The organism is Nocardia vinacea NBRC 16497 (assembly GCF_000308835.1).
GTDB lineage: Bacteria > Actinomycetota > Actinomycetes > Mycobacteriales > Mycobacteriaceae > Nocardia > Nocardia vinacea.
On sequence record NZ_BAGN01000076.1, the window covers coordinates 27,894 to 51,078 of the forward strand.

Sequence of the window (23,185 nt, forward strand, 5' to 3'; positions counted from 1 at the left end):
TTCGAGCGTGTATCAGTTGTTACTGTCGCTCTCGCCTCCCGCCGATTCCATCTCGACAATGTTGCATGAAACACAACTGGTAGCGGCGTTCGGTCGAAAGTGAGTCGTTACCGACCCAGCACTACTAGCAGGATCCGGTCGGTGACGGCGCTGAAAAGCTCTAGTGCATCACCGATCTCTGATAGCGCTGTGCCGAGTTCGGCCGATAGAGTTCGGAACAGTTGAGGGTCGAGGTCATCGCTGTTCAGCTGCTGTATTACGCGGCGGCAGTGTCCGCTGCTGTTGTCGGCCAGGGTGAGGAACCGTCGCCAGAGAAGGCCTAGGTCCGGGTCGGGTAGGTCGAAGTATTCCGTAGCCTCTCGCACGGTCTGTTCGAGGTCGTTGCATATGTCGGCAAGTGGTGAAATGTCGGCCTCGCCGGATTCCGGCAAGCCCTGCAGCAGGGCGAACAAACGATCAGACGCCGAGAAGATGCGGTCCAGGTACTCCTTGCCGCCGTAGAGAAACCATGCTTTGATTTCTTCCGTCCTGATCTCGGGGGAGACGGGTGTCGCGGCGGGATCCTTGACGACCACGCCGGACCTGTCGTCGGCTGATTCGTGGTTCGGGGCGAAGACCGGCACCGCCCCCAGCGCGGTAAGCGCCGTCACGACGACTCCGACTGCCAGTCGTCGGTTTCTCACAGCGACAACGGTGACCGGCACCCGCCTCGGCGCTGAACGGACTCTAGTGCGTGCCGGACGGATCGCAAGTACCGCCGATGCCGCCGCCGCTGTCATAAATGCGATCGCCAGCCCCAGAATCGCGATCGGTACGAGAAGAAACTCGACCAGCGAGCCGGTCGCCTTCGGCCGCCACACGCAGACCGTGGTCAACGTGTTCAGCGGTCGAAAGCAGCCCTCGGACGACATCAGAACGAACACGCCGGCGAAGCCGACCAGCAATGCAACCTGCGTGGCGGCAAGTGCGACCACGAAGCGGCAAGAGCTTGTTCGTACGCTGGCCATTGTCGCCGCGACGATCATCGCCAGCAGCAGGCAGACGACGATCCAACCGAGGTAGATCCAGGCATAGAACCCGAACGAGGCTCCGGGTTGCGGGCGCCACATATGCAGGTACTGCAGCACACCCGCGGCGGCCATCCAGCAGGCGATTCCGCCGAGCAGCCCGGGAACGACGATCGTTCGCAGCGTCGGTAGTGGCACGAGCCGCGGTGGATCGGCTGCGCCGCTATCGCGGAACATTTCTCGTATCCAGCGTGGGCGAATGCGGGTGGGGGCCACTGTCCACGCCAGTAAGGGCACGAGCGTGGCCGCGCCGATGGCGATGGAGCTCACCGGCACGGTCAACGAAATCAGGTGCGGTGTCACGGTGCTGATCGCGGTCCACTCCGCGGTATGTCCAGCGATCGGCCCGCCGGTCTGCTCCAGCAAGTAATCGGAATAGTTTGTGTGGCCTAGCGGCCAGCCGACCATGTACTGCTGACCGAGCGGTCCCCACCACCCAAACCATGCGATCCACCCGACGACTGAGCCCGCCAGAATCAGGTACATCACCGGGCGAAGCGATTGTCCCGGCCATGCTCTGGCCCACAGCACACCGCATTGTATGACCCACCACGCGAACATGACACCGAACAGGACGACCACTGACAGGACCACCGGCCATTGCGGGAGCCACTTCGTGATCGCTGCCCGATCGATGACGAACTCAGTGGACGCGAGCCCGCATCCCAACGACAGCCCCGCGAGGCTGCCCGTCGGCACCGGCCGACCGGTGGCCGTCGCATGAACGACGGCACGCCACAACGCGATTCCGGCTACTGTTGTGATCAAAACGGATGCCGACACTGCGCCGAGATATCCGGCCACCGTCGACTTCAGGCCGGACACTTGTTTATTGAATGACAGTTGGCTGAACACCAGCCCGGCTGCGGCACCGGTGAGAAACATCGGTACCGCTCTTAGGGCGAACAGGTCGGCGGGGTCATCCAGGGCCCCACTGCGCAGCTGCCAGCGCGGATGCGTCTGCCACAGCTCGACGAACGACGACACAGCACGGCGTGACCTACTTCGTTTCGCATCATAGGCGGGCACGATCCATCCCCTCGGGTCGGCGCCCCAGCGGACCGCGGCCAGATCAGCATGGATCTCGCGGCTGCGCAGTACATCCGATCTCGCAAGATATGTGATCGCGATCAGGAAGACAGTGAGCAGGACATTCCGAGTCGAGTACGGAAGGTCGCCAGGCGACCGGCTTCCGATCGCAACAAGCCCGTACCGGACCGCGTACGGTACGAGCACACAGACGAGGAACACCCGCCACACGGCAACGGTGAAATAGGTGATGGTGATATCGCGGTTGCGGATATGCGCCAGCTCGTGAAGGAGCACAGCTCGGAAGCGGTGCGGGTCTGTGTTCCGGCAGGCCACCAGACCACCGTGCAGGCACACCACCGGCCGCCGCGTCCGGCCGAACACGACCGCACCGGTCGAGGACGTCACAGGGTCGACAACGATCCGGGGTGTGCGATCGAGCCCGGACACGGCCGCGAGATCGCTGACGAGTCTGCTGATCTCACCGTCCCGGTCCACCGAGTCCAGCGGGACGACCTTGCCTCGGCGTGCCTTCCACATCGGGATGAGAAGGAACACCACACTCGCCGCAGCCAGCACCGCCACTGGAATAGCCAGCGCGACCCACCAAGGGGCGAGAAATCCGCCGAAACGCTGCTCACACAAGTCATACGCACGCTGCTGGTGCTGGATCAGCAACGTGCCACGCAGAAGGGACTCGCCCCGCTGGCCTCCCGCAGCCAGGAAACAACCCCAACCACCACTGCTCGACAGGGCATCTTGCGCCATGTGACCACTGGTCACGAACAGCAGAACCAGCAACAGCGCGAACCGCATGGCCGTCCCGGCCCCGATCACTCGCTCATCGACGCGAGAGCGAGCGCCCCCCGAAACCATCATCGTTAGGCGCTGTCGCCAGCGGGTTCGTCTTCCGTGTTGTGCTCACCCGTCACCAACCGTCGGCCGTTGGGTGCCAGCGCCAGCCTGGCCACCACAGCGTCGGCCACGACGGCGGCACGGTTGCGGTCCATTCCGCGTTCGGCGGCCAGCGCCAGAATATGGCTGCGAACCTCGGCAAGCTGCTCCGGCGTCAGCGCCGGTACGGGAACCGGCGTTGGACGGATCCGGAAAGCTTTGCGGAGCAACCGTTTCACTCGGACGGTAGCTGTGTCGGCGGCGGCCTCACCGAAGCGCTGTGCGGCATGCTGGACACCGATCCAGATGACCGGCGTCGCCAGCGCCGCGATCTCGGCCACGCCGAATCCCAGCGGATCGCCTCGCTTCCCCGTGCGTCGCAACCTTCGGGTCACCACGTCATCATCGAATGCGTCCAGCCCATCGAACAACGACAGCTCATCAGGAGCCACCTCCGCAACGACGTCGCGGACAATCGGCCGCACCGTGGTCACCTTCACCGCCACAGTGTCATCGCCCCGCTCACCGTCTCCGACCGACACAGGATCCCCCGATGCCTCGCTCATGTTCAACTAGGTCAAAAGCGTACAAGGTCACCGGCGTTCCACTAAGACTTCGCGACGTATCCACTAACCGGAAGCACCGCCGGATAGTCGGGCTGGCGGCGATGCGAGATTCTGTGCTGCTGATGACTTTTACGCCTTCGGTCTTCGGAGGCGTGAAAGATACGGACCGGATGTCGTTGACCTGCACCACAAGCAGCGGGTCATCCTGAGGCGCTGGTCATTCGAATGCTAATGGCCTCAGGCGCGGAACTGTTCGGAGGCTGTCGGCCCCGATCAGGCGGAGAGGCTCAGTGCGTTGGTGAGCGCGGTGTCATAACGGTCCCAGACTATTTCGGTCAATGCCGTGTCGGCGCCGATGAGGTGCGCATGCACCACATCGGGTGCGGCGGCCACCAGACGATCGGTGAGCCGCCCGGGTGCGAGGAACCACGGCGCCACGAGCACCCGATCGGCACCCCTGGCGTACAAACGCGAAATTGCCTGGGTAACAGAAGGTTCGGTGGTCGCGAAGCAGATCTCGGTGTGCCAGCCGGTCAGTGCCGCAAGCTGTCGCGCGACCTCGGTAGTCCGGGCATTCGCCGTCGCGGATGCCGTCCCGACCGCCGCCACAACGACCCCCGTTCTCGACTGTCCATCGAGTGGTTGTATGCCATGCACCGTCGTCCCCAGCGCGGCCAGGGTGCGGTCGCGGAGGGTAGTGATGAGTCGCGGGTCCGGCCCGAGAACGTCGGCTTGGGTCAGCACGAGTTGGGGGTGGGCGGCGCGGGCGGCAGTAAGCAGGCCGGGTAGATCGACTCGCGCATGATAAGCGCTGCCCAACAGCAACGGAGCCACGACCGCATGCGTGTGCCCTTGCGCGGCAATGGCATTCACGACCTGCTCGACCGACGGCGCATTCAGATCGAGGAACGCGAGCCGCACATCGATATCCGGCCGGGCGGCGGCAATATCGGCGACGACCGCCGACATCGTCGCGGCCGAGCGCGGATCCCGACTGCCGTGCGCCACCGCGACGAGCGCAGGCCTGGGCTCCGCGTATCCGCCGATCGGCGTGGCAGCCGTGACCCGGACAGGCCCGAACATCGGTCTACTCGGTCCCTGTCCGTGGTCCGATAAGCGCTCCAGTTCCGCCCACATGGACCCGCCCGGCAGCCGCGCCACCGAGCCGACACCACCGGGCGAATTCACCTCAGACTCCGACCTCGACCGCGGTCAGCACGTCACCGACCAGACCGGCGGCGAGGGTATTGCCGCCCGCCGGATCGATGAGCAGGAAGCTGCCGGTGTGCCGGTTGACGCGGTAGTCGTCGGCCGCGATCGGCTCGGCGACGCGCACCGAGATGCGACCGATATCGTTGAGCGCCAACGACTCCGGGCTCGCTTCCGCGGTCAGGTTCTGCTCGTCGAACCGCTCGACGAGCGCGCCGACGATCGCCTGCGTGGTGCGGGTGCCGTGCTTGAGCAGCAGGCGCGCGCCGGGGCGCAGCGGCTTATCACCGAGCCAGCAGACGGTCGCGTCGAAGGTGTCGATCGGTTCCGGCGCATCGGCGCGGGAGGCGATGATGTCACCGCGCGAGATGTCCACATCGTCGGCCAGGATCAGCGTGACACTGCGCCCGACCTGTGCGACGGCGAGCTCACCATCGGGGGTATCGACCCGCTCGACGGTGGAGCGAATTCCCGAGGGCAGCACGACGATTTCGTCGCCGGGCGAGACCGAGCCCGCCGCGATCTGGCCCGCGTAGCCGCGGTAGTCCGGGTATTCGGCGGTGCGCGGACGGATCACGTACTGCACCGGGAAGCGCAGGCCGAGCGCGTGCTCGCCCGAGCTGTCGGCGTCCACCGGCACCGATTCGAGGTGCTCGATCAGCGAAGGCCCGTCGTAGTACGGAGTGTTCGCCGATCGCGAGGCGATATTGTCACCGTGCAGTGCGGAGACCGGAATCTCCAGCACATCCTCGGCGGCCCAGCCGAGCGTGCTGGTGAGGGTGTTGAATTCGGCCGAGATCGCGGCGAATACGGTCGCCGGGTCATCGACCAGGTCGATCTTGTTCACCGCGAGCACCAGCTTCGGCACGCCGAGCAGCGCGAGAACCGCGGCATGGCGACGGGTCTGCTCGATGACGCCCTTGCGCGCGTCGACGAGCAGGATCACCAGCTGCGCGGTGGACGCGCCGGAGACGGTGTTGCGGGTGTACTGCACATGCCCGGGCGTATCCGCGAGCACGAAAGACCGCTTGGGCGTTGCGAAGTAGCGGTAGGCGACATCGATGGTGATGCCCTGCTCGCGTTCCGCGCGCAGCCCGTCCACGAGCAGCGAAAGATCCGGTGTGGCAAGACCTTTGTCCACCGACGCGCGGGTGACGGCGTCGATCTGGTCGGCCAGTACGGATTTCGTATCGTAGAGCAGGCGTCCGACCAGGGTGGACTTACCGTCGTCGACAGAACCGGCGGTGGCCAGCCTCAGTAGGTCGGACATGTCAGAAATATCCTTCTCGTTTGCGGTCTTCCATTGCGGCCTCGGACACTCGGTCGTCACCGCGAGTAGCGCCGCGCTCGGTCAAACGGGACGCGGCGACCTCGGCGAGAATCGCCTGGTTATCGGCCGCGTCGGAAAGAATCGCGCCGGTGGAGGATCCGTCGCCGACGGTGCGGTAGCGCACCGAACGGGTCTCGAGCACCTCACCATCGCGCGGGCCGCCCCAGACGCCGGGGGTCATCCACATGCCGTCGCGCTGGTACACCGGACGCTCGTGCGAGTAGTAGATGTTCGCCAGATCGACATCCTCACGTGCGATGTAGCGCCAGATATCGAGTTCGGTCCAGTTGCTCAGCGGGAACACCCGGACGTGCTCGCCGGGAGCATGCTTGCCGTTGTACAGATTCCACAGCTCGGGCCGCTGCCGCTTCGGATCCCACTGCCCGAAGGCATTGCGCAGCGAGAAGATTCGTTCCTTGGCGCGTGAACGCTCTTCATCGCGGCGGCCACCGCCGAAGACCGCGTCGAAGCGGTGCTCGGTGATGGCGTCCAGCAGCGGAACCGTCTGTAGGGGATTGCGGATGCCGTCGGCGCGCTCGGTGAGCCTGCCGTCGGCCAGATAGTCCTCGACCTTCGCGACATGCAGTCGCAGGCCGTACTTTTCGACCACCTTGTCGCGGAATTCGAGCACCTCGGGCAGGTTGTGCCCGGTGTCGACGTGCAGCAGCGCGAACGGCAGCGGCGCGGGCCAGAAGGCCTTGAGCGCCAGGTGCAGCAGCACCGTGGAATCCTTACCGCCGGAGAACAGGATCACCGGCCGCTCGAATTCACCTGCCACTTCACGGAAAATGTGGATCGATTCCGACTCCAACGCCGCGAGGGTGTCGAAATCGGTGATGCCCAAGGAACGTGCGCTGATGGTTTCGGTCATGACTGATGCAACCCGCATTCGGTCTTGGCGAGGCCGGCCCAGCGGCCGCTTCGCGGATCGGAACCCGGCTCCGGTTTCCGTGTGCACGGAGCGCAGCCGATGGACGGATATCCCTCCTCCACCAGGGGATTGACGAGGATGCCGTGCTGTTCGATATAGGCTTGCATCTCGTCGTCGGACCAGGCGGCGATCGGGTTGATCTTCACCAGTCCGAACGCCTCGTCGAACGAGATGAGCGGGGCGTTGGCCCGGGTCGGTGCCTCCACGCGGCGGATGCCGGTGACCCAGGCGTTGTAACCGCCGAGCGAGCGCTTCAGCGGCACAACCTTGCGCAACCGGCAGCATTCACCGGCATCACGCGCGAACAAATCCTTGCCGAGCAGCTGATCCTGTTCGGCCACAGTGCTTTCCGGCCGCACATTGACCACGTTGACGCCGTATACGGCCTCCACCGCATCTCGGGTGCCGATGGTCTCGGCGAAGTGGTAGCCGGTATCCAGGAAAAGCACGTCCACACCCGAATGCACTTGGGCGGCAAGGTGAACCAGCACGCCGTCCTGCATATTCGAGGCGACGATGTAGCCGGTGCCGAAAACGTCCTCGGTCCACCGCAGCAAATCCAGTGCCGTGGCGTCGGGCCCGAGTTCGGCCGCGCCTTTTTCGGCGATCGCCCGCAATTCGTCTTCCGACAGCTTCGCGGGCAGGTCCGCCGTTACTTGATCCGTTGTCACGCTAGTTCTCCCATTTACCGAAGGTCGGCCTCGTCGGCACGAACCGCCCACTGAGCGAACCGTTCGCCGTCCTCGCGGTGCTTGATGAAGTTGCGCACCACCCGTTCGATGTAGTCACCGAGTTCGTTGGTGGTCACCTTGTGCTGACGCAGTTTGCGACCGAAGGCGCTGTCGAAGCCGAGGCTGCCACCGAGATGAACCTGGAAACCCTCGACATGATTCCCGGAGCCGTCATCGATCAGCTGACCCTTGAAGCCGATATCGGCGACCTGCGCACGCGCGCAGGAGTTCGGGCAGCCGTTGATATTGATGGTCACGGGAACGTCCAGCTGCGCATTGAGATCCGCGAGCCGCTCCTCCAGCTCCGGCACCAGCGCCTGGGACCGCTTGCGGGTCTCGGCGAAGGAGAGCTTGCAGAACTCGATTCCGGAGCAGGCCATCAGGTTCCGGCGCCACAGCGACGGACGTGCCTGCAGGCCAAGGGGTTCCAGCTCGTCGATCAGCGCGTCGACCTTGTCGTCGGCGATATCGAGCACGATCAGCTTCTGGTACGGGGTGAACCGGATCCGGTCCGAGCCGTACTTCTCCGCCGCCTCGGCGACCTTGGTCAGGACGGTGCCCGAAACCCGGCCGGCGATGGGGGAGAAGCCGATCGCGTTGAGCCCGTTGCGCAGCTTCTGCACGCCGACGTGATCGATCGGCTTTTTCGGCTGTTCCGGCGCGGGACCGTCGATCAGCTTGCGCTTCAGGTACTCGTCCTCGAGCACCTGACGGAACTTCTCGATGCCCCAGTCCTTGATGAGGAACTTCAGCCGCGCCTTGGTGCGCAGGCGGCGATAGCCGTAATCGCGGAACAGCGAGACGACGGCCTCCCACACATCGGGAACCTCGTCCAGCGGCACCCACACGCCGACGCGCTGGGCCAGCATCGGATTCGTCGACAGACCGCCGCCGACCCACAGATCCAGACCAGGGCCGCGCTCCGGGTGATTCACGCCGACGAACGCGACATCGTTGATCTCGTGCACCACATCCTGCTGGCCCGAGATCGCGGTCTTGAACTTGCGCGGCAGGTTGGAGTATTCCTTCTTGCCGATGTAGCGGCGCACGATCTCGTCGATCGCGGGCGTCGGGTCGATGATCTCGGTCAGCGATTCACCGGCCAGCGGCGAGCCGAGCACCACGCGCGGGCAGTCGCCGCACGCCTCGGTGGTCTTGAGGCCGACGCCTTCGATCCGCTTCCAGATCTCGGGGACGTTCTCGACCTCGATCCAGTGGTACTGGACGTTCTCGCGGTCGGACAGGTCGGCGGTGTCGCGGGCGAACTCGGTGGAGATCTGGCCGAGGGTCTTCAGCTGCGCGACGTTCAATGCGCCCGCATCGCAGCGGATGCGCATCATGAAGTACCTGGCCTCGAGAATGTCGATGTTCTCGTCACCGGTCCAGGTGCCGTCGTAGCCCTGTTCGCGCTGGGTGTAGAGACCCCACCAGCGGAACCGGCCGCGCAGATCGCCCTTGTCGATGCTGTCGAAGCCCTGCTTGGAATAGATGTTCTCGATCCGGGCCCGGACATTGAGCGGGTTGTCGTCCTTCTTGGACTGCTCGTTCGGGTTCAGCGGCTCGCGGTAGCCGAGCGCCCACTGGCCCTCGGCCTTGCGGCGCACCGGCTTACCGGTGCGGACCCGCGGACCCGCCGCTACCTCGGTCCGGGGACGGTCCGGGCGGACCCGTCGTTCGGAGGCCGGTCGGACCGGGCGCGCGTGCTGCCCAGGCCGGGATTCCGGCTGGGGCTGATCCGTGGGACCGGCGTCGGTGCTCGACGTCATGGGGGTCGCTCCTGCTGGGTGAAGGTACATCCGTGCTGAAGGCGTGAGGGGCTGACTCACGCCTGCGGTGTCAGCGGGCCGATGTCCGTCGAAATCGGGAATCACCGGGCAAACCCGGGAATGCGCGCCGCTGAGCTACCGGAGAGAACCGGGCAGACAGCAGGCGCTACAGACGCGCTTGTAGTCGACGTGGCGACGTGCCACAAGTCGTACTCCAGATCCGCGCATGGCGCCTATTGTGCCACGTCAGGGTGGCCCTTCCGACCGGGCGGCCATATTTCCCGCGAAATCGAGGGAAATTCCCTGGACTATGCGGGCCGATTGTGATGGCTGTCATAGTTAGCGGTCTCAATGCGTCGCATGATTCGTCAAGATCATCGCCAGTGAAGCGAGTCACTCGGATTGACCTCGAGCTAGGTCGAGGTAGCAAGCTCTGTGGCATGAGTACCGATACCGACCTGGACGCCATCCGCGAGGTCGTCGCCACCATTCAGCATTCCCAGCAGAACGAGCTCGTCGACGAATTCGTCGGTCTGTTCCGCGAGGACGCCATCTGGACGACCGGAGGCGGTAAGCGCCTGTTCGGCCGCGCGGCCATCGGTGAGTTCACCGCCCAGGTGCTGCCGGGTGCGATGCGGGACGGTACCGCGACCTACGAGGTCGAGCATGTGCTGTTCATCCGCCCGGACGTGGCCGCGGTCAAGGTGGTCCAGCGGTACTTCGACGGCGACGGTCAGCTGTCCGGTCAGGGCTCGCCGATGTACGTCATGGCCAAGGAGGAGGGCCGCTGGCTGCTCACCGCGAACCAGAACACCGTCGTCGCCGACTGAATCCGCTCGCAACAGCCCAGGGAGCCGCGCTCACCGAAGAAACGGGTTCAGGCGGTTTGAGCCAAGTATCCCCCGCCTTCGACTTCAGGCGGGGGAGGAATCAAACTGGTGGGGTGAGTTCCGTCGCCGCCCCGATCGAAGCCGAGAGGTCTGCCCTCGTGCTGCGCGATTTCGGGGGCGGCCCGTTCGGGATCTACGTCCATGTGCCGTTCTGTGCGACACGCTGCGGATATTGCGATTTCAACACCTATACCGCGGGTGAGCTGGGCACCTCGGCATCGCCGCAGTCCTGGCTCGAAGCGCTGCGCGGCGAATTGGCGACAGCGGCCGGCGAGTTCGCGAAGCTGCCGACGGACACGCCCGAGGTCGCGACGATCTTCGTCGGCGGTGGCACGCCGTCGCTGCTCGGCGGTGACGGCCTGTCGGAGGTGCTGGACTCGGTGCGCGCGAACTTCACCCTTGCCGCCGACGCCGAGGTGACCACCGAATCCAACCCGGAGTCGACCTCAGCGGAGTTCTTCGAACGTATCCGCACGGCCGGATTCACCCGGGTCTCGCTCGGCATGCAATCCGCGGCCCAGCATGTGCTGAAGGTGCTGGATCGCACCCATACGCCGGGTCGGGCCGTCGCCGCGGCGAAAGAGGCACGTGCCGCGGGATTCGACCATGTGAATCTCGACCTGATCTACGGCACCCCGGGCGAACGGGACAGTGATCTGGACGCGAGCCTGGACGCGGTGCTGAGCGCGGGCGTCGACCACGTCTCGGCCTACTCGCTCATCGTCGAGGACGGCACCGCGCTGGCTCGCCGCGTCCGCCGCGGCGAACTCCCCGCCCCCGACGACGATGTGCTCGCCGCCCGCTATGAACGCATCGACTCCCGCCTGGCCGCGGCCGGCCTCACCTGGTACGAGGTATCCAATTGGGCCGCAGGCGATTCCGCGCGCTGTCGGCACAACCTCGGCTACTGGGACGGCGGCGATTGGCTCGGCGCGGGCCCCGGTGCGCACAGCCACGTCGGCGGCGTGCGCTGGTGGAACGTCAAACACCCTGCGCGCTATGCCGATACCGTCGGGCGCGGCGGTCTGCCCGCGGCGGGCTGGGAAATACTCACCGCCGACGAGCAGCACACCGAACGCGTCATGCTCACCGTTCGCTTGCGCACCGGCCTGCCGCTGAACGAGTTGGCCCCAACGGAATCCGTCGCCGCAACCCGAATCATCGCCGACGGTCTGGCAGTTCGCTCCGGTGACCATCTGATCCTCACCGACCGCGGTCGCCTGCTCGCCGACGGCGTCGTTCGAGACCTCCTGACCTGACCCCGCTCGGGCAATTTCCTTCGTGGCCGTCTCGATCGCCCGCATGGTGAGGCGGCAAGGTCATCATCGAACCGCTGGACACTTGTGAAAACGGCGAGCAGGCACTGGCATAGCGCGACATTGTGACTTATCTCCACTTCACGGCCGGTTTCGTGGATGCGGGCCGTTGCACTATCACAGATCGGTAAAGACGCGTAGGCTTCGGACCAACCCAAGGAGTCTTATGCCATCGGCACGACATATCACCCTTATCTCTGAGCAGAGCGAGTTCGCCGAGGCGCGCGCCGCGGAGAAGGCTGAAACCGCGCGACAGTGCGCGATAGCCGCCCGGACGGTCGCCAGCCACGCCGAGGACGCGGCTGATTGTGAGTCCCTCCTCGCCATGCTCGGCCTCGACGCACTGGCGGGCAAGATGGCAAGAACCGTGTCCGAGCTCTAGTAGCGGGGCTCGTCCGCCTCGCTCCGTGCCGCCTCGAGGTGCCATCTGCGGCATCGGGTCCCGGCTGCGCTCCCGCACAAGCTGTCACGGCGTCGCACAACGTCTACTGTGTGCGACGTCGTGACCCGCTATGCGAGGTGCTCGAGCCTTTGCGAGAGCGCGGAACAGGCGTCACACGCGCTCGGGGGTGGTGAGCTCCACGTTGTGGTGCGCCAATTCAGGCGGGTTGATGAGAGCGCCATAACCGACTGATCAGTCCGTCTTCCTGTCGGTGCTCGGCAAAAGGTGACAACATCATGAGCCGACAGCATCAACGACGACAGGCAGGACTCCGATGAACATCACCCGTAGTCTCCGCGCCTGCATCGCGGCGCTCGCCCTGGCTTTCACACCCGTCCTCGCGGCCGCCCCCGCGACTGCCGAACCGCTCCCGACGATCGTGCTCGTGCACGGCGCCTTCGCCGACACCACGAGTTGGAACGGCGTTGCCGCGACGCTGCGCGACCACGGTTATCAAGTGGTTGTTCCCGACAACCCGCTGCGCGGCCCCGCCAACGACGCCGCGGCCATCCAGCGAACCCTGGACACCATCTCCGGACCTGTTGTCCTGGTGGGCCATTCGTATGGCGGCTTCGTCATCACCAATGTCCACGACCCGAAAGTCCAAGCGCTGGTCTACATTGCGGCCTTCGCCCCGGCGCAGGGCGAAACCGGTCTCCTCGAACTCAACCCGATCAGCTTCCCCGGCAGCCAGTTGCTGCCCCCGGCGCTCCAGGTACGCGTCGTCGACGATCCAAATGGCTTGGCAGGCAAGAACCTCGACGGCTACATAGCCCCTGCCTACTTCAACTCCGTCTTCTGCCAAGACGTATCCCCCGAAGTAGCCGCCGACATGATCGCCCACCAACACTCCCTGGCCGTATCCGCCAACGTCGAACCCTCCGGCGCTCCCTCCTGGTCCGCAACCCCCAGCTGGTACCTCGTCTCAGCCAACGACCGCATAATCCCCCCTGCCTCCCAACGCTTCATGGCAAATCGCATGGGTGCCCACACCAGCGAAATCGACGCTTGCCACGCCTCCCTGGTCTCCCGCCCCAACGAGGTCGCCACCGTAGTAGAAGCCGCCGCCGGTCGATAACAAGATCCGATCGCCGGGCCTAATATGTCCAGACTTGGTAAGCGCCGAGCATCATAGCCAGAATCGCTATCGAGGTGAACAACATCCAGCCGATGATGCCGGGGATCCAGCGCTGTGGTTGTGGTCCGAGTCGGCCCGGGGTGCTGACGGCCAGGGATGCCCGGGAGTAGACGCGGGTCTGGTGGCCCGCGGTGACCGGCACCATGATGTCGGCGGGCATGGGGTGGCTGCCGAAGCGGGACCAGGGCGCTCGCCATGGCGGTGGTCCGACGCGCAGATGGTGTAGTCCCGGTTCGGCTGGGATGAAGGTGACGCCCCAGCCGACCTCCTGTGGCACATGCTGTCCGTTGAGCACGACTTCCGGGCGGGTGAACAGATGCGCCAAGACCCTCGGCATGCAGGACGCCACCAACGCGATTCCGGTCTCCGCAGGCTCCGGCTGGAAGCGGGGCATCGGATCGTCCTCGTCGACGCCGTGCGCCAGGATGAAGTTGAACGGCAGGAGGGTGCCTCGGTAGGGCGGCATCGGGGTCCGGGGGAGCGAGCCGTCGGGCAGCACGTAGTCGGCCAACTGCAGCACCCGGTAGTCCGGCGCTTTCGGCGGCAACCCGAAGGGGCGGAAGCCGATCGGTGGAGTCGCTGGACCGCCGAGGGCGGGCGCGAGGATTTGCGGATAGTCCGGTTTGTTCACTGCTTCCGAATCCCCCTGTCACACTGGCTGCGCGGTGAGGTTAGCAGTCGGATCTCGCTCCGGCGCAACGTCAGTCGGTCCCGAGAGGATCTGGATCACAAGCGTCCAGGGTGCGCGAACGGGCAATTGTCGAATAGGCAATTAGACTGGATAAACAGACGTACCTAGTAACCTGCATCGAATTCGGGTCGATGCGGACGGTGCGCACGTGACCGTTACGACGTACCCGAGGACGAGCGAGGAGGTGGGGCCCATGTCGAGCACCGAGGATCGGCGCTTCGAGGTCCTACGTGCGATCGTCGCGGACTATGTCGCGACCAAGGAGCCGATCGGGTCGAAGACCCTGGTGGAGCGGCACAACCTCGGGGTATCCAGCGCGACGGTTCGCAACGATATGGCGGTACTGGAGGCCGAGGGCTACATCACCCAGCCGCACACCAGTTCCGGTCGCATTCCGACCGATAAGGGCTACCGGCAGTTCGTCGATCGCATCTCCGAGGTGAAGCCGCTCTCGCCGGCCGAGCGCCGAGCGATCATGGAATTCCTGGAGTCCGGCGTCGATCTCGACGACGTGCTGCGCCGCGGTGTTCGGCTGCTTGCTCAGCTCACCCGCCAGGTCGCGGTCGTCCAGTATCCGACGGTGTCGGCCTCCACGGTCCGTCACATCGAGGTGGTCGCGCTGAATCCGGCGCGGTTGCTGCTGGTAGTGATCACCGATACCGGTCGCGTCGATCAGCGTCTCGTGGAACTCGGCGCACTCATCGATGATCAGGACCTCGCCGCACTGCGCGGCATGCTCGGTGGTGCGATGGACGGCAAGCGCCTGTCCGACGCCTCCGCGGCCGTCGCCGAACTGCCCGAGCGGGCGCCGGTACGACTGAAGGATGTGCTGGTGCGCGTCTCGACCGTGCTCGTCGAGACGCTGGTCGAGCATCCGGAGGAGCGGTTGGTCCTCGGCGGCACCGCCAACCTGACCCGCAATGCCGCCGACTTCGTCTTCCCTGGTTCGCTGCGCGATGTGCTCGAGGCATTGGAGGAGCAGGTCATCGTGCTGAAGCTGTTGGCGGCCGCACAGCATCCGGGCACCATCACGGTGCGCATCGGCGAGGAAACCCAGGTCGAGCAGATGCGGGGAACTTCGGTGGTGTCGACCGGCTACGGTGCCGCGGGTGCGGTGCTCGGCGGTATGGGCGTGCTCGGTCCGACCCGGATGGACTATCCGGGGACCATCGCATCGGTCGCGGCCGTTGCCCGTTATATCGGTGAGGTGCTCGCGGAGCGCTGAGGGCACCCGTCGCTGATACGCTCGATCCTCCGGCGGATAAAGTTGAGTGCATCCGACTAATGCTGTTGCAAACCAAGGACTAGAGAACTCAAAGTGGCACGGGACTACTACGGACTGCTCGGCGTCGCGAAGAACGCGACCGACCAGGAGATCAAGCGCGCCTACCGCAAGCTGGCGCGGGAGCTCCACCCCGACGTCAACCCCGACGAGGCGGCGCAGGCCAGGTTCAAGGAAGTGTCGACCGCCTACGAGGTGCTGTCGGACCCGGAGAAGCGGCGCGTCGTCGATATGGGCGGCGACCCGATGGAGTCCGGTGGTGGCGGCGCGGGCTTCTCCGGCGCCGGTTTCGGCGGGCTCGGCGACGTCTTCGAGGCCTTCTTCGGCGGTATGAGCGGCTCCAGCGGGACGCGCAAGGCGCGCGGCCGGGTGCAGCCCGGCGCGGATTCGCTGCTGCGGACCCGGCTCAGCCTGGCCGAATGCGCGGTCGGTGTCACCAAACACCTCACCGTCGACACCGCCATCCTGTGCGATATCTGCCACGGCGCAGGCACCAACGGCAAGTCCAAGGCGGTGCGCTGCGAAACCTGCGGTGGTGCGGGTGAGGTCCAGTCCGTGCAGCGTTCGTTCCTCGGTCAGGTGCTGACCTCACGTCCGTGTCCGACCTGTCGCGGCGCGGGTGAGACCATTCCCGATCCGTGCCACAAGTGCGGTGGTGACGGGCGGGTGCGGGCGCGTCGCGAGATCGCCGCGCCGATTCCGGCCGGTGTCGCCAACGGCATGCGGGTGCGGCTGGCCGCACAGGGCGAGGTCGGTCCCGGCGGCGGGCACGCGGGCGATCTGTATGTGGAGATCGTCGAGCAGCCGCACGATGTCTTCGTTCGCGACGGCGACGATCTGCACTGCACGGTTCGGGTGCCGATGGTCGATGCCGCACTCGGCACCACCGTCGTCATCGACACCATCCTGGACGGCCCGACCGAGCTGACCATCCCGCCGGGCACCCAGCCGGGTGAGATCTCGGTGCTGCGCGGCCACGGCATGCCGCGCCTGCGCTCCGGCGCGCGCGGTGATCTGCTCGCGCATCTGGATATCGTGGTGCCGACCAAACTCGACGCCAAGACCACCGATCTGCTGCGCAAGTACAAGGGCATGCGCACCGGCGAACGCGCCGAGGTGATGTCGGCGCAGTCCGAGCACAACAGCGGCCTGTTCGCCCGGCTGCGAGCGTCGTTCAGCGGGCGATAGGCGTTGGCCGCCACGGTCTTCTATCTCGCCGAGATTCCGGAGCCGGGTGCCATCGCGGTTCTGGACGGTCCGGAGGGACGACATGCCGCGACGGTCCGCCGCATCCGGGTCGGCGAGCCGATCACGCTGTCCGACGGCTCCGGTCTGCTCGCGGCATCGGAAGTCGTTGCGGCGCAGAAGGATCGGCTCGAGCTGAAGGTGCTCGACCGGGTGCTCGCCGCACCGGCGTCGCCGCGGGTGACCATCGTTCAGGCGCTGCCGAAGTCCGACCGCTCGGAGCTGGCCGTCGAGCTCATGACCGAGGCGGGCGCCGATGTCATCGTCCCGTGGCAGGCCGCGCGCTGCATCGCCAACTGGGAAGCCAAGGCGGGCAAGGCCGTTGAGAAATGGCGTGCCGCCGCCCGCGCGGCCGCCCGGCAGTCCCGCCGCGCCTACATTCCCGAGGTCGCCGACCTGCACCGCACCCGCGACCTGCTCGACAAGATCCGTGCGGTCGTCGCCGCGGGCGGCATCGCGGTGGCACTCCACGAGTCCGGCGCGGCCCGCTTCGTCGAGTTGCCTTTCGACAAGGCCTCCGAAATCCTGCTCATCGTCGGCCCCGAAGGCGGTCTAGACGACTCCGAGCTCACCGCTTTCGCTGCTGCTGGCGCCGACGTAACCCTGCTCGGCCCCACCGTCCTGCGCACCTCCACCGCCGCCGCCGTCGCCCTCGGAGCCTTGGGCGCGTTGACCTCCCGCTGGTAGCGACTCGGCTGCTCGGTACGGCACCGTATAGATCGCGAGCACGCAAAGTATTGCGACCGCGAAGCACGACAGTGTGTACCAGAGGTTCCCGATGGGGTCGCCATTGCTCGTCGAACCGTCGACGGCAGCGAAGTAATCGGGCAGCGCGCTCACCCAGAGCAATGCCATCACGCCCAGATACACAACGCTGTAAATCCGTACGAAGCGGTTCGTGTAGTCCGAATGGTCTCGCCTCAGCCGCAGCCACTGGCGAGTGAGAATCGGAATCGCGACGATGCTGAGGATGATCAATTCGGCCGCATAGAGGAATCCTCGCAACGTGGTGCTCCCGGCGCCGAAAACTGTTGCCGGGATCGGCAATACGCCCGTACCCAAAGACCCGAGAATGCCGATGACGACAGTGCGCCAGACCAATTGTGGTCCAGTGAAACTGCGCCCCTGGTCGATATGACGACCGACGAACAACTGGACGAAGAACGCCAGCGACATCGGCCACAGCGCGGCGAATACCACCACACTCGGTAGCGGAACCGAGTCGAACATCGGTTGATTGAGCGAATTTTCGGTCGACCATTCCCACCAGCGCAGCTGCGGTCCCAGATGGTCGAAGATCTCATAGAAGCCGTGGTGGACGAAGCCCACACAGACGGCGCCGACGAGAACACCGTATCGACGGAATACGCCCAGCATTCGGACGATTTCGAAGGCCAAGGTGGCCATCAATGGGTAGATCGCCACGATATAGAGGGGGAGTCGACCCCAGAGGAAATCCACCGTGAAGACGTTGTGCGCGAACATCGTGTCGACGTGTCCGTCGATACCGAAGGCCGCCGGAAAGTACAGCGGCGGTTCGATAATGAACAGATATGCGGTCGCGCCGAACCAGACCACGAGATTGGTGGGATCGCCGTGACGTCGCAGGCGCACAATCGCGTAGATCAGCGCGAGCACCGCGCCGAGGACGATGGTGAACTCGAGAACCGGCAGCGTCCAGTTCTCCAATGCGAAAGGGTTTCGCACCTCGACGAGTCCACCGGCCTCCTGACAGGAAAAGCCGAGCGCCTTCGCGAGTTCGTCGAAGGTGGGTGCGCAATGATCGGACATCAGTCCCCCTGCGCTGCAATGGAATCGGCGGTGTACCAGTGCGATACGTCGTAACCGGCGTCATAGCGCTTGAACCACACATCGGCGAGTGCGGGCAGCTTCTCGTGATCCGGGTTGTGCCTGGGCAATTGACTGCGGATGATGCCGACCAGCGCGATCAGTTGTTCGCCGAGTCGTAGATCGTCGAACGCGCGCGACATCGGACCATTGTCCTCGACGGGCAGCCGCAACAATTTCCGCAGCTTCTGCTTATTCCGGTGCATCGCGAACATCGCCAGTGCATCGATGCGCCGATCCTCCTGCGGCACATGCTTATTGAAGCCTGCGCAGGCCACCTTGATGACCTTCATGACGTGCCGGAAGATCGACGGAGCCATGCGCATCCGGTAGGCGTCACTGCCGACAATGGAATCGAAGATGATCAGCGCCGAGCTCCGATGTTCGACTTCCTCGACGAAGTGCCAGATGAACAGCGATGCGACACGGTCGTCTCCCGGCTGGAACAGGGTCGAATCGTTGTCGAGCATCAGTTTGAACACCGGGGTGAAGGTGGCCTCCAGGTCGGCGGTGTAGGCGAGCCGATATTCCAGCGAGGTCTGCACGGTGAGGCGATCGAATTCCGCGATTACTTCGTTGAGGGTCTCCTGGAGCCCCGGGTATCGCCTGATCAGACCATTGGCGTGCTGGCGGTGGGCGGTCGAATGCTGCCCCTCCTGACGCACGAACGCGTCCGCCTCTTCGGCGACCGCGGGATCGGTTATCCGCGGCATGGCCTCGCGAATCATATTGACGATCATCTTCTCGAAGCCGATGGCCAGGAAGGACACCGCGTTGGCCATGGACGAGAAGGCCGGATTCTCTTCGTTCCACAGGAACGGTACGTCGTAGTCCGCGAATGCGAATCGCATCTTTCGGACTTGTAGATCGGTCACTTGGCTGTACCTCGTAATTCGGAAGGGGGCTGTAGCCGTGTTCGGACGTGCCGAAGCTTCGATGCGGCTGATCATACACAGATCGGATCGAGTGTATGATCAGAATTGCTCGAGCTGGGGCGACGACGGCCCTGTGGTAGCGTCGAGCCCCTGATCTGGACGGTCGGCGGGGTTGTCCCGCTGTCGGTTTCGCATACGAGGGACATCGTTCGAACCGAGGAAGCGAGCAGTGGCAGGAAGGCGCGGGTGGGGCGGGAGTCCGCCGAACAGCGATGAAGAAGCGTCCCGTCGAATAGTCGCCGCCGCAGTAGATCTGATCGGACGGACAGGTTCGGAGATCAGCATCGCCGATGTCGCGGAGTCACTGGGTGTCATCCGTCAGACGGTGTACCGATACTTCCCCAGTGCGGACGCGCTGATGCAGGCCGCGGCGATCGCGTCGGTCGACGGCTTTCTGGATCGGCTGACACAGCAGGTCAGCGGTATCGAGGACCCGGTCGAAGCCATGACCGAGGGCGTGGTCTACACGCTGGCCGAGGTGCGTCGGACGCCCCACCTGGGCATTCTGCTCTCCAGCACATATTCGAATGTGCACCCCGAAAGCCTTACCTCCCAAGAGGCGCAAACCTTCGGCATGACGATGATCAAGCGCTTCGACGTCGATTGGGAGCGGTACGGATACGACGACACATCGCTGCACGAACTCGTCGAATACATTCTGCGAACGATGCAGTCGTTCTTCGTTTCCCCGGGCAATCCGCCACGGAGCGACGGTGAGCTGCGTCGATATTTACGACGCTGGATGGGGGCCGCGATCATCGCGCAACCGAAGCCGAACGGACGAGGCGGGGGCTGACCCGGTTGTTGCCGTGTGTTCGGGGGCGTGCTGCCATTCGGCTACGGTCGTCGCGGGCCGACCCTCGATTGGGTCAGCGCTGCCACGGGCCGTTCGGCGCGCCGGGGGCGGGCTGCTGCTGCCAGGAGGCGTTGGGTGTGCTGGGAGCAGGCTGCTGCGGGTAGGCGTTGGGTACGCCAAGAGCGGGCTGCTGCTGCCAATTGGTGTTGGGTGCGGCCGGGGCGGACTGTTGCGGGTGGGTGTTGGGTGTGCCGGGGGCGGGCCACTGGCCGTTCGGGCCTGGGGCAGGCTGCTGGTACTGGGCGGAGCCCATTTTCTCGGCATTGGCGCGTGCGATGAGGCCGGTGACTTGGGGTACGGCGAGGGGTGTCGATGCGCCGCACCAAGTGCATTCCATGTAGTGCTTGTTGCCGAGCGGGAGGATCGGGATGAAGAAGACTGTGAATGTGGTGGCGAGTCTGCGCAGCGCGTGCGCGGCGGGGTTGCCGCAGCGGCCGCAGACCAAGGTGATCATGGCGAGCGTGTGGAGACGCCTCTGCCAGCCGAAGATCAGCATGTGAAACCCCCGAAGAAAGAGAATCTGATGTCGGTCACAGTAGTAGATCGGCCGAGCGACCTATCTAGTTAACAGGCGGCCACCTCTGCGGTTGGCGCATATGGCCAGAATCCTGCGGTGTTATCGGTGGATCGGTATCCAGCGACATTGCCATTCGATTGCTGAAAACGTCCGAACTCAGGTGTGTACAGTCCCTTCGCCCTGGGCCCCGAGATCGTTGGCCTGCGACCTAGCGGTCATGAACGCCGACGCCTCGGGCGACCGTCGGATATCACGCCGTCGGCGCCGCGCATACTTCGGAAGCGGCAACGGTTCCGACTCCGCGGCGAGCGTGAATCATCAAGTACCACACCAGAACCGCGGCCACGGCCAGCAGCGCCCCGACGCAGGCCGCCAGACCGACCCATCCTCCCTTCGCATATGCGATGCCTGCCGTACCACCGATGATGGCGCTGCCGAGGTAGTAGGTGAACAAGTACAGCGATGATGCGGCGCCACCGGGAGCTATCGTGCCGACCCAGGTGCTCGCCACCGCGTGGGCACCGAAAAACCCTGCGGTGCAAAGTGTTATCCCCAAGATGACCGCGATCAACTGGTCCGGAATGGTGACCAGTATTCCGATGCCCATCAGCGCGACGGAGGCTGCGAGCACACGGTGCTTACCGATGCGATCGGCCCAACGCCCGGCCGCGGCCGAGGCGAGAGTGCCTGCCAGGTACAGCAGGAACACCGAACCCGCAACGGCCGCAGGCAATTCGAACGGTGGCCGGGTCAGCCGATAGCCGAGGAAGTTGTAGATCGATACGAATCCGCCGACCAATACGAAGGCCAACCCGAACAGCGCCAGCAGCCCGCCGTGCCGCAACGGCGCGCCGATATCGCGCAGCACGGTACGCATTCCGGCGGGTCGAGCGACGAACCCACGCGACGGCGGCAACCCCCGCACGAACCAAACGGTGCAACCGGCAGCCGCAACGCCAACCGCGGCCTCGGCCCAGCGCCACGAGGTCAGATCCAAAGCGAATGCCGGAATCAACCGCCCAGCCAACCCGCCGATCGACGTGCCCGCGACATAAACACCCATCGCCGCGCCCAACCCGTCCCCACCGATCTCCTCCGCCAAATACGCCATCGCGACCGCGGGCACTCCGGCCAACGCCACGCCCTGTAGCGCCCGCCCTACCAACAGCACCTCCAACGATGGACTCAACGGCAGCAGCAGACCGATGGCCGCAGACATCAGCGCCGACCCCGTCATCACCCTGGTCCGTCCTATTCGTGAGGACAACGCACTGACCGGCACGATCGCCAGCGCGAGAAACCCGGTGGTCAACGACACGGCCAGCGCGGCCTGCGCCGGGGCGACTCCGAATGCGGCCGACAGACTCGGCAGCAACGCCTGCGCGCTGTACATCGACACGAAGGTGGCCAGCCCTGCGGCGAACAGCGCAGTAGTGATCCGACGTTCGTGCGATGTGCTGGTCGAACGGATATCCGTGCTGGTCATGGCACCAGGATCGAGACTCGTCATTAAGAAGGGAAATGAATAGTAATCTGGTTTCTAATGCGCCAGATGCATAAGGAAAGGTCCGTACGTGCTGGGTGACGACCTGCTGTGGTTCACGACACTCGCCGAGCTGGAGCGAGTCGGCGCGGCCGCCGAGCGGCTGCATATCGCCCAGCCGACGCTCTCGCGCATGCTGGCCCGCCTCGAGCGCCGTCTCGGCGTCGAACTCTTCGACCGCCACGGAAAACGCATCGTGCTGAACGAATTCGGCCGGACCTACTACGAACACGCCCGCCGTGCCCAGTCCGAACTCGATGCCGCCGCCCAGGCCGTCGCCGACCTCGCTGATCCCGCGAAAGGCGTTGTCCGCCTGTCGTTTCAGCACTCCTTCGGCAGCTGGCTGATCCCGCAACTGATCGGCGGCTTCCGGCGCGGTTCGTCCCGCATCTCGTTCACCCTCTGGCAGGGTGCGTTCGATGCGGTAATCGATCAGATAGTCGACGGCACAGCGGATTTGGCGATCGTGTCGCCCCGTCCGTCGGTCCCGGGCATCGGCTGGCGCAAACTGCTCGCGCAGCCGCTCGCGCTGGCCGTGCCCGCGGAACATCGGCTCGCCGCCCGCCGACAGATCCGTCTCGCCGAGCTCGGCGACGCCGAATTCATCACCATGCACTCGGGTTTCGGTATGCGCCGCATTCTCGACGAACTCTGTGCCGCCGCGAATATCCGCCCCCGCATCGCCTTCGAATCGAGCGATCTGCTCACCGCCGCGGGTCTGGTCGCGGCCGGACTCGGCGTCGCGCTGCTGCCGCTGGAAGATCGCACGCCCGCAGCCGGTTCGCTATCGGGCATCGTGACCGTGCCGCTCGCCGATGCCGCAGCGGCCCGCGATGTGGGGCTGATCTGGTCGGCGACCGCCCCACCATCGGATGCGGTGCGTCGATTTCGTGACTTCACCGAGGATTGGGCACGCCGGCGCGTGGGAATCCAGATGCCACGACGGTAAGTAGCGATCA

The 23,185-nt window shown here is 65.1% G+C and carries 21 protein-coding genes and 1 pseudogene; 9 read left to right on the plus strand and 13 right to left on the minus strand.

What is annotated here, in order from left to right:
- Positions 1-107: 107 nt before the first annotated feature.
- From ON44_RS09140 to ON44_RS53950, 8 genes are all read right to left on the minus strand, one after another.
- Positions 108-2,975: a M48 family metallopeptidase gene (locus tag ON44_RS09140; protein ID WP_083897745.1), complete on the minus strand. Its 2,868-nt coding sequence runs from the start codon at positions 2,973-2,975 to the stop codon at positions 108-110.
- Positions 2,976-2,977: 2 nt separating this feature from the next.
- Positions 2,978-3,556 carry a hypothetical protein gene (locus ON44_RS09145; RefSeq protein ID WP_051181795.1) on the minus strand — a complete coding sequence of 193 codons (579 nt, stop codon included), beginning with the start codon at positions 3,554-3,556 and terminating at the stop codon, positions 2,978-2,980.
- A gap of 273 nt (positions 3,557-3,829) precedes the next feature.
- A complete protein-coding gene (locus ON44_RS09150) occupies positions 3,830-4,639 on the minus strand; it encodes a sirohydrochlorin chelatase (protein WP_083897752.1) in 810 nt (269 codons plus the stop codon).
- Positions 4,640-4,745: 106 nt separating this feature from the next.
- Complete coding sequence (locus ON44_RS09155; protein WP_040687980.1) at positions 4,746-6,035, minus strand: sulfate adenylyltransferase subunit 1; 1,290 nt, start codon at positions 6,033-6,035, stop codon at positions 4,746-4,748.
- A gap of 1 nt (position 6,036) precedes the next feature.
- A complete protein-coding gene (gene cysD / locus ON44_RS09160) occupies positions 6,037-6,966 on the minus strand; it encodes a sulfate adenylyltransferase subunit CysD (RefSeq protein ID WP_051181796.1) in 930 nt (309 codons plus the stop codon).
- Entirely contained in the window at positions 6,963-7,697 is a 735-nt protein-coding gene (locus ON44_RS09165; protein ID WP_051181797.1) for a phosphoadenylyl-sulfate reductase, read from the minus strand. Before ON44_RS09165 ends, cysD begins: the two co-directional genes overlap by 4 nt.
- 14 nt (positions 7,698-7,711) lie before the next feature.
- A complete protein-coding gene (locus ON44_RS09170) occupies positions 7,712-9,523 on the minus strand; it encodes a nitrite/sulfite reductase (protein WP_040687982.1) in 1,812 nt (603 codons plus the stop codon).
- Between the two features lie 135 nt (positions 9,524-9,658).
- The gene (locus ON44_RS53950) at positions 9,659-9,751 is read right to left on the minus strand and encodes an Ms4527A family Cys-rich leader peptide (RefSeq protein ID WP_357470198.1); all 93 of its coding nucleotides are present in this window, start codon (positions 9,749-9,751) and stop codon (positions 9,659-9,661) included.
- 212 nt (positions 9,752-9,963) lie between these two features.
- Here ON44_RS53950 and ON44_RS09175 point away from each other — a divergent pair, with 212 nt between their 5' ends.
- The 4 genes from ON44_RS09175 to ON44_RS09190 all read left to right on the plus strand — a co-directional run bounded on the left by ON44_RS09175 (position 9,964) and on the right by ON44_RS09190 (position 13,249).
- The gene (locus ON44_RS09175; RefSeq protein ID WP_040687985.1) at positions 9,964-10,353 is read left to right on the plus strand and encodes an SgcJ/EcaC family oxidoreductase; all 390 of its coding nucleotides are present in this window, start codon (positions 9,964-9,966) and stop codon (positions 10,351-10,353) included.
- Positions 10,354-10,466: 113 nt separating this feature from the next.
- On the plus strand, positions 10,467-11,672 hold the full coding sequence (gene hemW, locus ON44_RS09180; protein ID WP_040687988.1) for a radical SAM family heme chaperone HemW: 1,206 nt from the start codon (positions 10,467-10,469) through the stop codon (positions 11,670-11,672).
- Between the two features lie 223 nt (positions 11,673-11,895).
- Entirely contained in the window at positions 11,896-12,111 is a 216-nt protein-coding gene (locus tag ON44_RS09185) for a hypothetical protein (protein WP_040687990.1), read from the plus strand.
- Between the two features lie 334 nt (positions 12,112-12,445).
- Positions 12,446-13,249: an alpha/beta fold hydrolase gene (locus ON44_RS09190; protein ID WP_040687992.1), complete on the plus strand. Its 804-nt coding sequence runs from the start codon at positions 12,446-12,448 to the stop codon at positions 13,247-13,249.
- Between the two features lie 19 nt (positions 13,250-13,268).
- On the opposite strand, the gene ON44_RS46615 is transcribed toward ON44_RS09190, so the two are convergent.
- Positions 13,269-13,940, minus strand: a complete 672-nt coding sequence (locus ON44_RS46615) for a hypothetical protein (protein ID WP_051181798.1) — start codon at positions 13,938-13,940, stop codon at positions 13,269-13,271.
- Positions 13,941-14,193: 253 nt separating this feature from the next.
- Between ON44_RS46615 and hrcA the strand changes: the two genes are divergently transcribed.
- The 3 genes and pseudogenes from hrcA to ON44_RS09210 form a co-directional block, all read left to right on the plus strand.
- Positions 14,194-15,225 (plus strand): heat-inducible transcriptional repressor HrcA, encoded by a 1,032-nt coding sequence (gene hrcA, locus ON44_RS09200; protein WP_040687994.1) that lies wholly within the window; start codon positions 14,194-14,196, stop codon positions 15,223-15,225.
- A 93-nt stretch (positions 15,226-15,318) separates the two neighbouring features.
- On the plus strand, positions 15,319-16,470 hold the full coding sequence (gene dnaJ / locus ON44_RS09205) for a molecular chaperone DnaJ (protein WP_040687996.1): 1,152 nt from the start codon (positions 15,319-15,321) through the stop codon (positions 16,468-16,470).
- Between the two features lie 3 nt (positions 16,471-16,473).
- Positions 16,474-17,151, plus strand: a pseudogene (locus tag ON44_RS09210) (16S rRNA (uracil(1498)-N(3))-methyltransferase); the annotation flags it as partial.
- Here ON44_RS09210 and ON44_RS09215 read toward each other — a convergent pair.
- On the minus strand, positions 17,080-18,318 hold the full coding sequence (locus ON44_RS09215; RefSeq protein ID WP_245567075.1) for a hypothetical protein: 1,239 nt from the start codon (positions 18,316-18,318) through the stop codon (positions 17,080-17,082). The pseudogene ON44_RS09210 and the gene ON44_RS09215 overlap by 72 nt on opposite strands.
- Positions 18,318-19,250: a metal-dependent hydrolase gene (locus ON44_RS09220; RefSeq protein ID WP_040687999.1), complete on the minus strand. Its 933-nt coding sequence runs from the start codon at positions 19,248-19,250 to the stop codon at positions 18,318-18,320. Before ON44_RS09220 ends, ON44_RS09215 begins: the two co-directional genes overlap by 1 nt.
- A gap of 229 nt (positions 19,251-19,479) precedes the next feature.
- On the opposite strand from ON44_RS09220, the gene ON44_RS09225 reads away from it, so the two are divergent.
- Positions 19,480-20,106, plus strand: a complete 627-nt coding sequence (locus tag ON44_RS09225; protein WP_040688002.1) for a TetR/AcrR family transcriptional regulator — start codon at positions 19,480-19,482, stop codon at positions 20,104-20,106.
- Positions 20,107-20,179: 73 nt separating this feature from the next.
- Here ON44_RS09225 and ON44_RS46620 read toward each other — a convergent pair whose 3' ends face one another.
- Both ON44_RS46620 and ON44_RS09235 read right to left on the minus strand, forming a co-directional pair.
- The gene (locus tag ON44_RS46620; protein WP_157187090.1) at positions 20,180-20,620 is read right to left on the minus strand and encodes a zinc-ribbon domain-containing protein; all 441 of its coding nucleotides are present in this window, start codon (positions 20,618-20,620) and stop codon (positions 20,180-20,182) included.
- Between the two features lie 313 nt (positions 20,621-20,933).
- Positions 20,934-22,169 (minus strand): MFS transporter, encoded by a 1,236-nt coding sequence (locus ON44_RS09235; protein WP_083897747.1) that lies wholly within the window; start codon positions 22,167-22,169, stop codon positions 20,934-20,936.
- 88 nt (positions 22,170-22,257) lie between these two features.
- Between ON44_RS09235 and ON44_RS09240 the strand changes: the two genes are divergently transcribed.
- On the plus strand, positions 22,258-23,175 hold the full coding sequence (locus ON44_RS09240) for a LysR family transcriptional regulator (RefSeq protein ID WP_040688004.1): 918 nt from the start codon (positions 22,258-22,260) through the stop codon (positions 23,173-23,175).
- Positions 23,176-23,185: the final 10 nt, after the last annotated feature.

Coding starts and splice junctions, on each gene's coding strand:
- ON44_RS09170 (WP_040687982.1), bottom strand. CDS start 9,523: ATGACGTCGAGCACCGACGCCGGTCCCACGGATCAGCCCCAGCCGGAA.
- cysD (WP_051181796.1), bottom strand. CDS start 6,966: ATGACCGAAACCATCAGCGCACGTTCCTTGGGCATCACCGATTTCGAC.
- ON44_RS46620 (WP_157187090.1), bottom strand. CDS start 20,620: ATGATCACCTTGGTCTGCGGCCGCTGCGGCAACCCCGCCGCGCACGCG.
- ON44_RS09140 (WP_083897745.1), bottom strand. CDS start 2,975: ATGATGGTTTCGGGGGGCGCTCGCTCTCGCGTCGATGAGCGAGTGATC.
- ON44_RS09190 (WP_040687992.1), top strand. CDS start 12,446: ATGAACATCACCCGTAGTCTCCGCGCCTGCATCGCGGCGCTCGCCCTG.
- ON44_RS09145 (WP_051181795.1), bottom strand. CDS start 3,556: ATGAGCGAGGCATCGGGGGATCCTGTGTCGGTCGGAGACGGTGAGCGG.
- ON44_RS09185 (WP_040687990.1), top strand. CDS start 11,896: ATGCCATCGGCACGACATATCACCCTTATCTCTGAGCAGAGCGAGTTC.
- ON44_RS09235 (WP_083897747.1), bottom strand. CDS start 22,169: ATGACCAGCACGGATATCCGTTCGACCAGCACATCGCACGAACGTCGG.
- ON44_RS09215 (WP_245567075.1), bottom strand. CDS start 18,318: ATGTCCGATCATTGCGCACCCACCTTCGACGAACTCGCGAAGGCGCTC.
- ON44_RS09150 (WP_083897752.1), bottom strand. CDS start 4,639: ATGTTCGGGCCTGTCCGGGTCACGGCTGCCACGCCGATCGGCGGATAC.
- hrcA (WP_040687994.1), top strand. CDS start 14,194: ATGTCGAGCACCGAGGATCGGCGCTTCGAGGTCCTACGTGCGATCGTC.
- ON44_RS53950 (WP_357470198.1), bottom strand. CDS start 9,751: ATGCGCGGATCTGGAGTACGACTTGTGGCACGTCGCCACGTCGACTAC.
- ON44_RS09155 (WP_040687980.1), bottom strand. CDS start 6,035: ATGTCCGACCTACTGAGGCTGGCCACCGCCGGTTCTGTCGACGACGGT.
- ON44_RS09175 (WP_040687985.1), top strand. CDS start 9,964: ATGAGTACCGATACCGACCTGGACGCCATCCGCGAGGTCGTCGCCACC.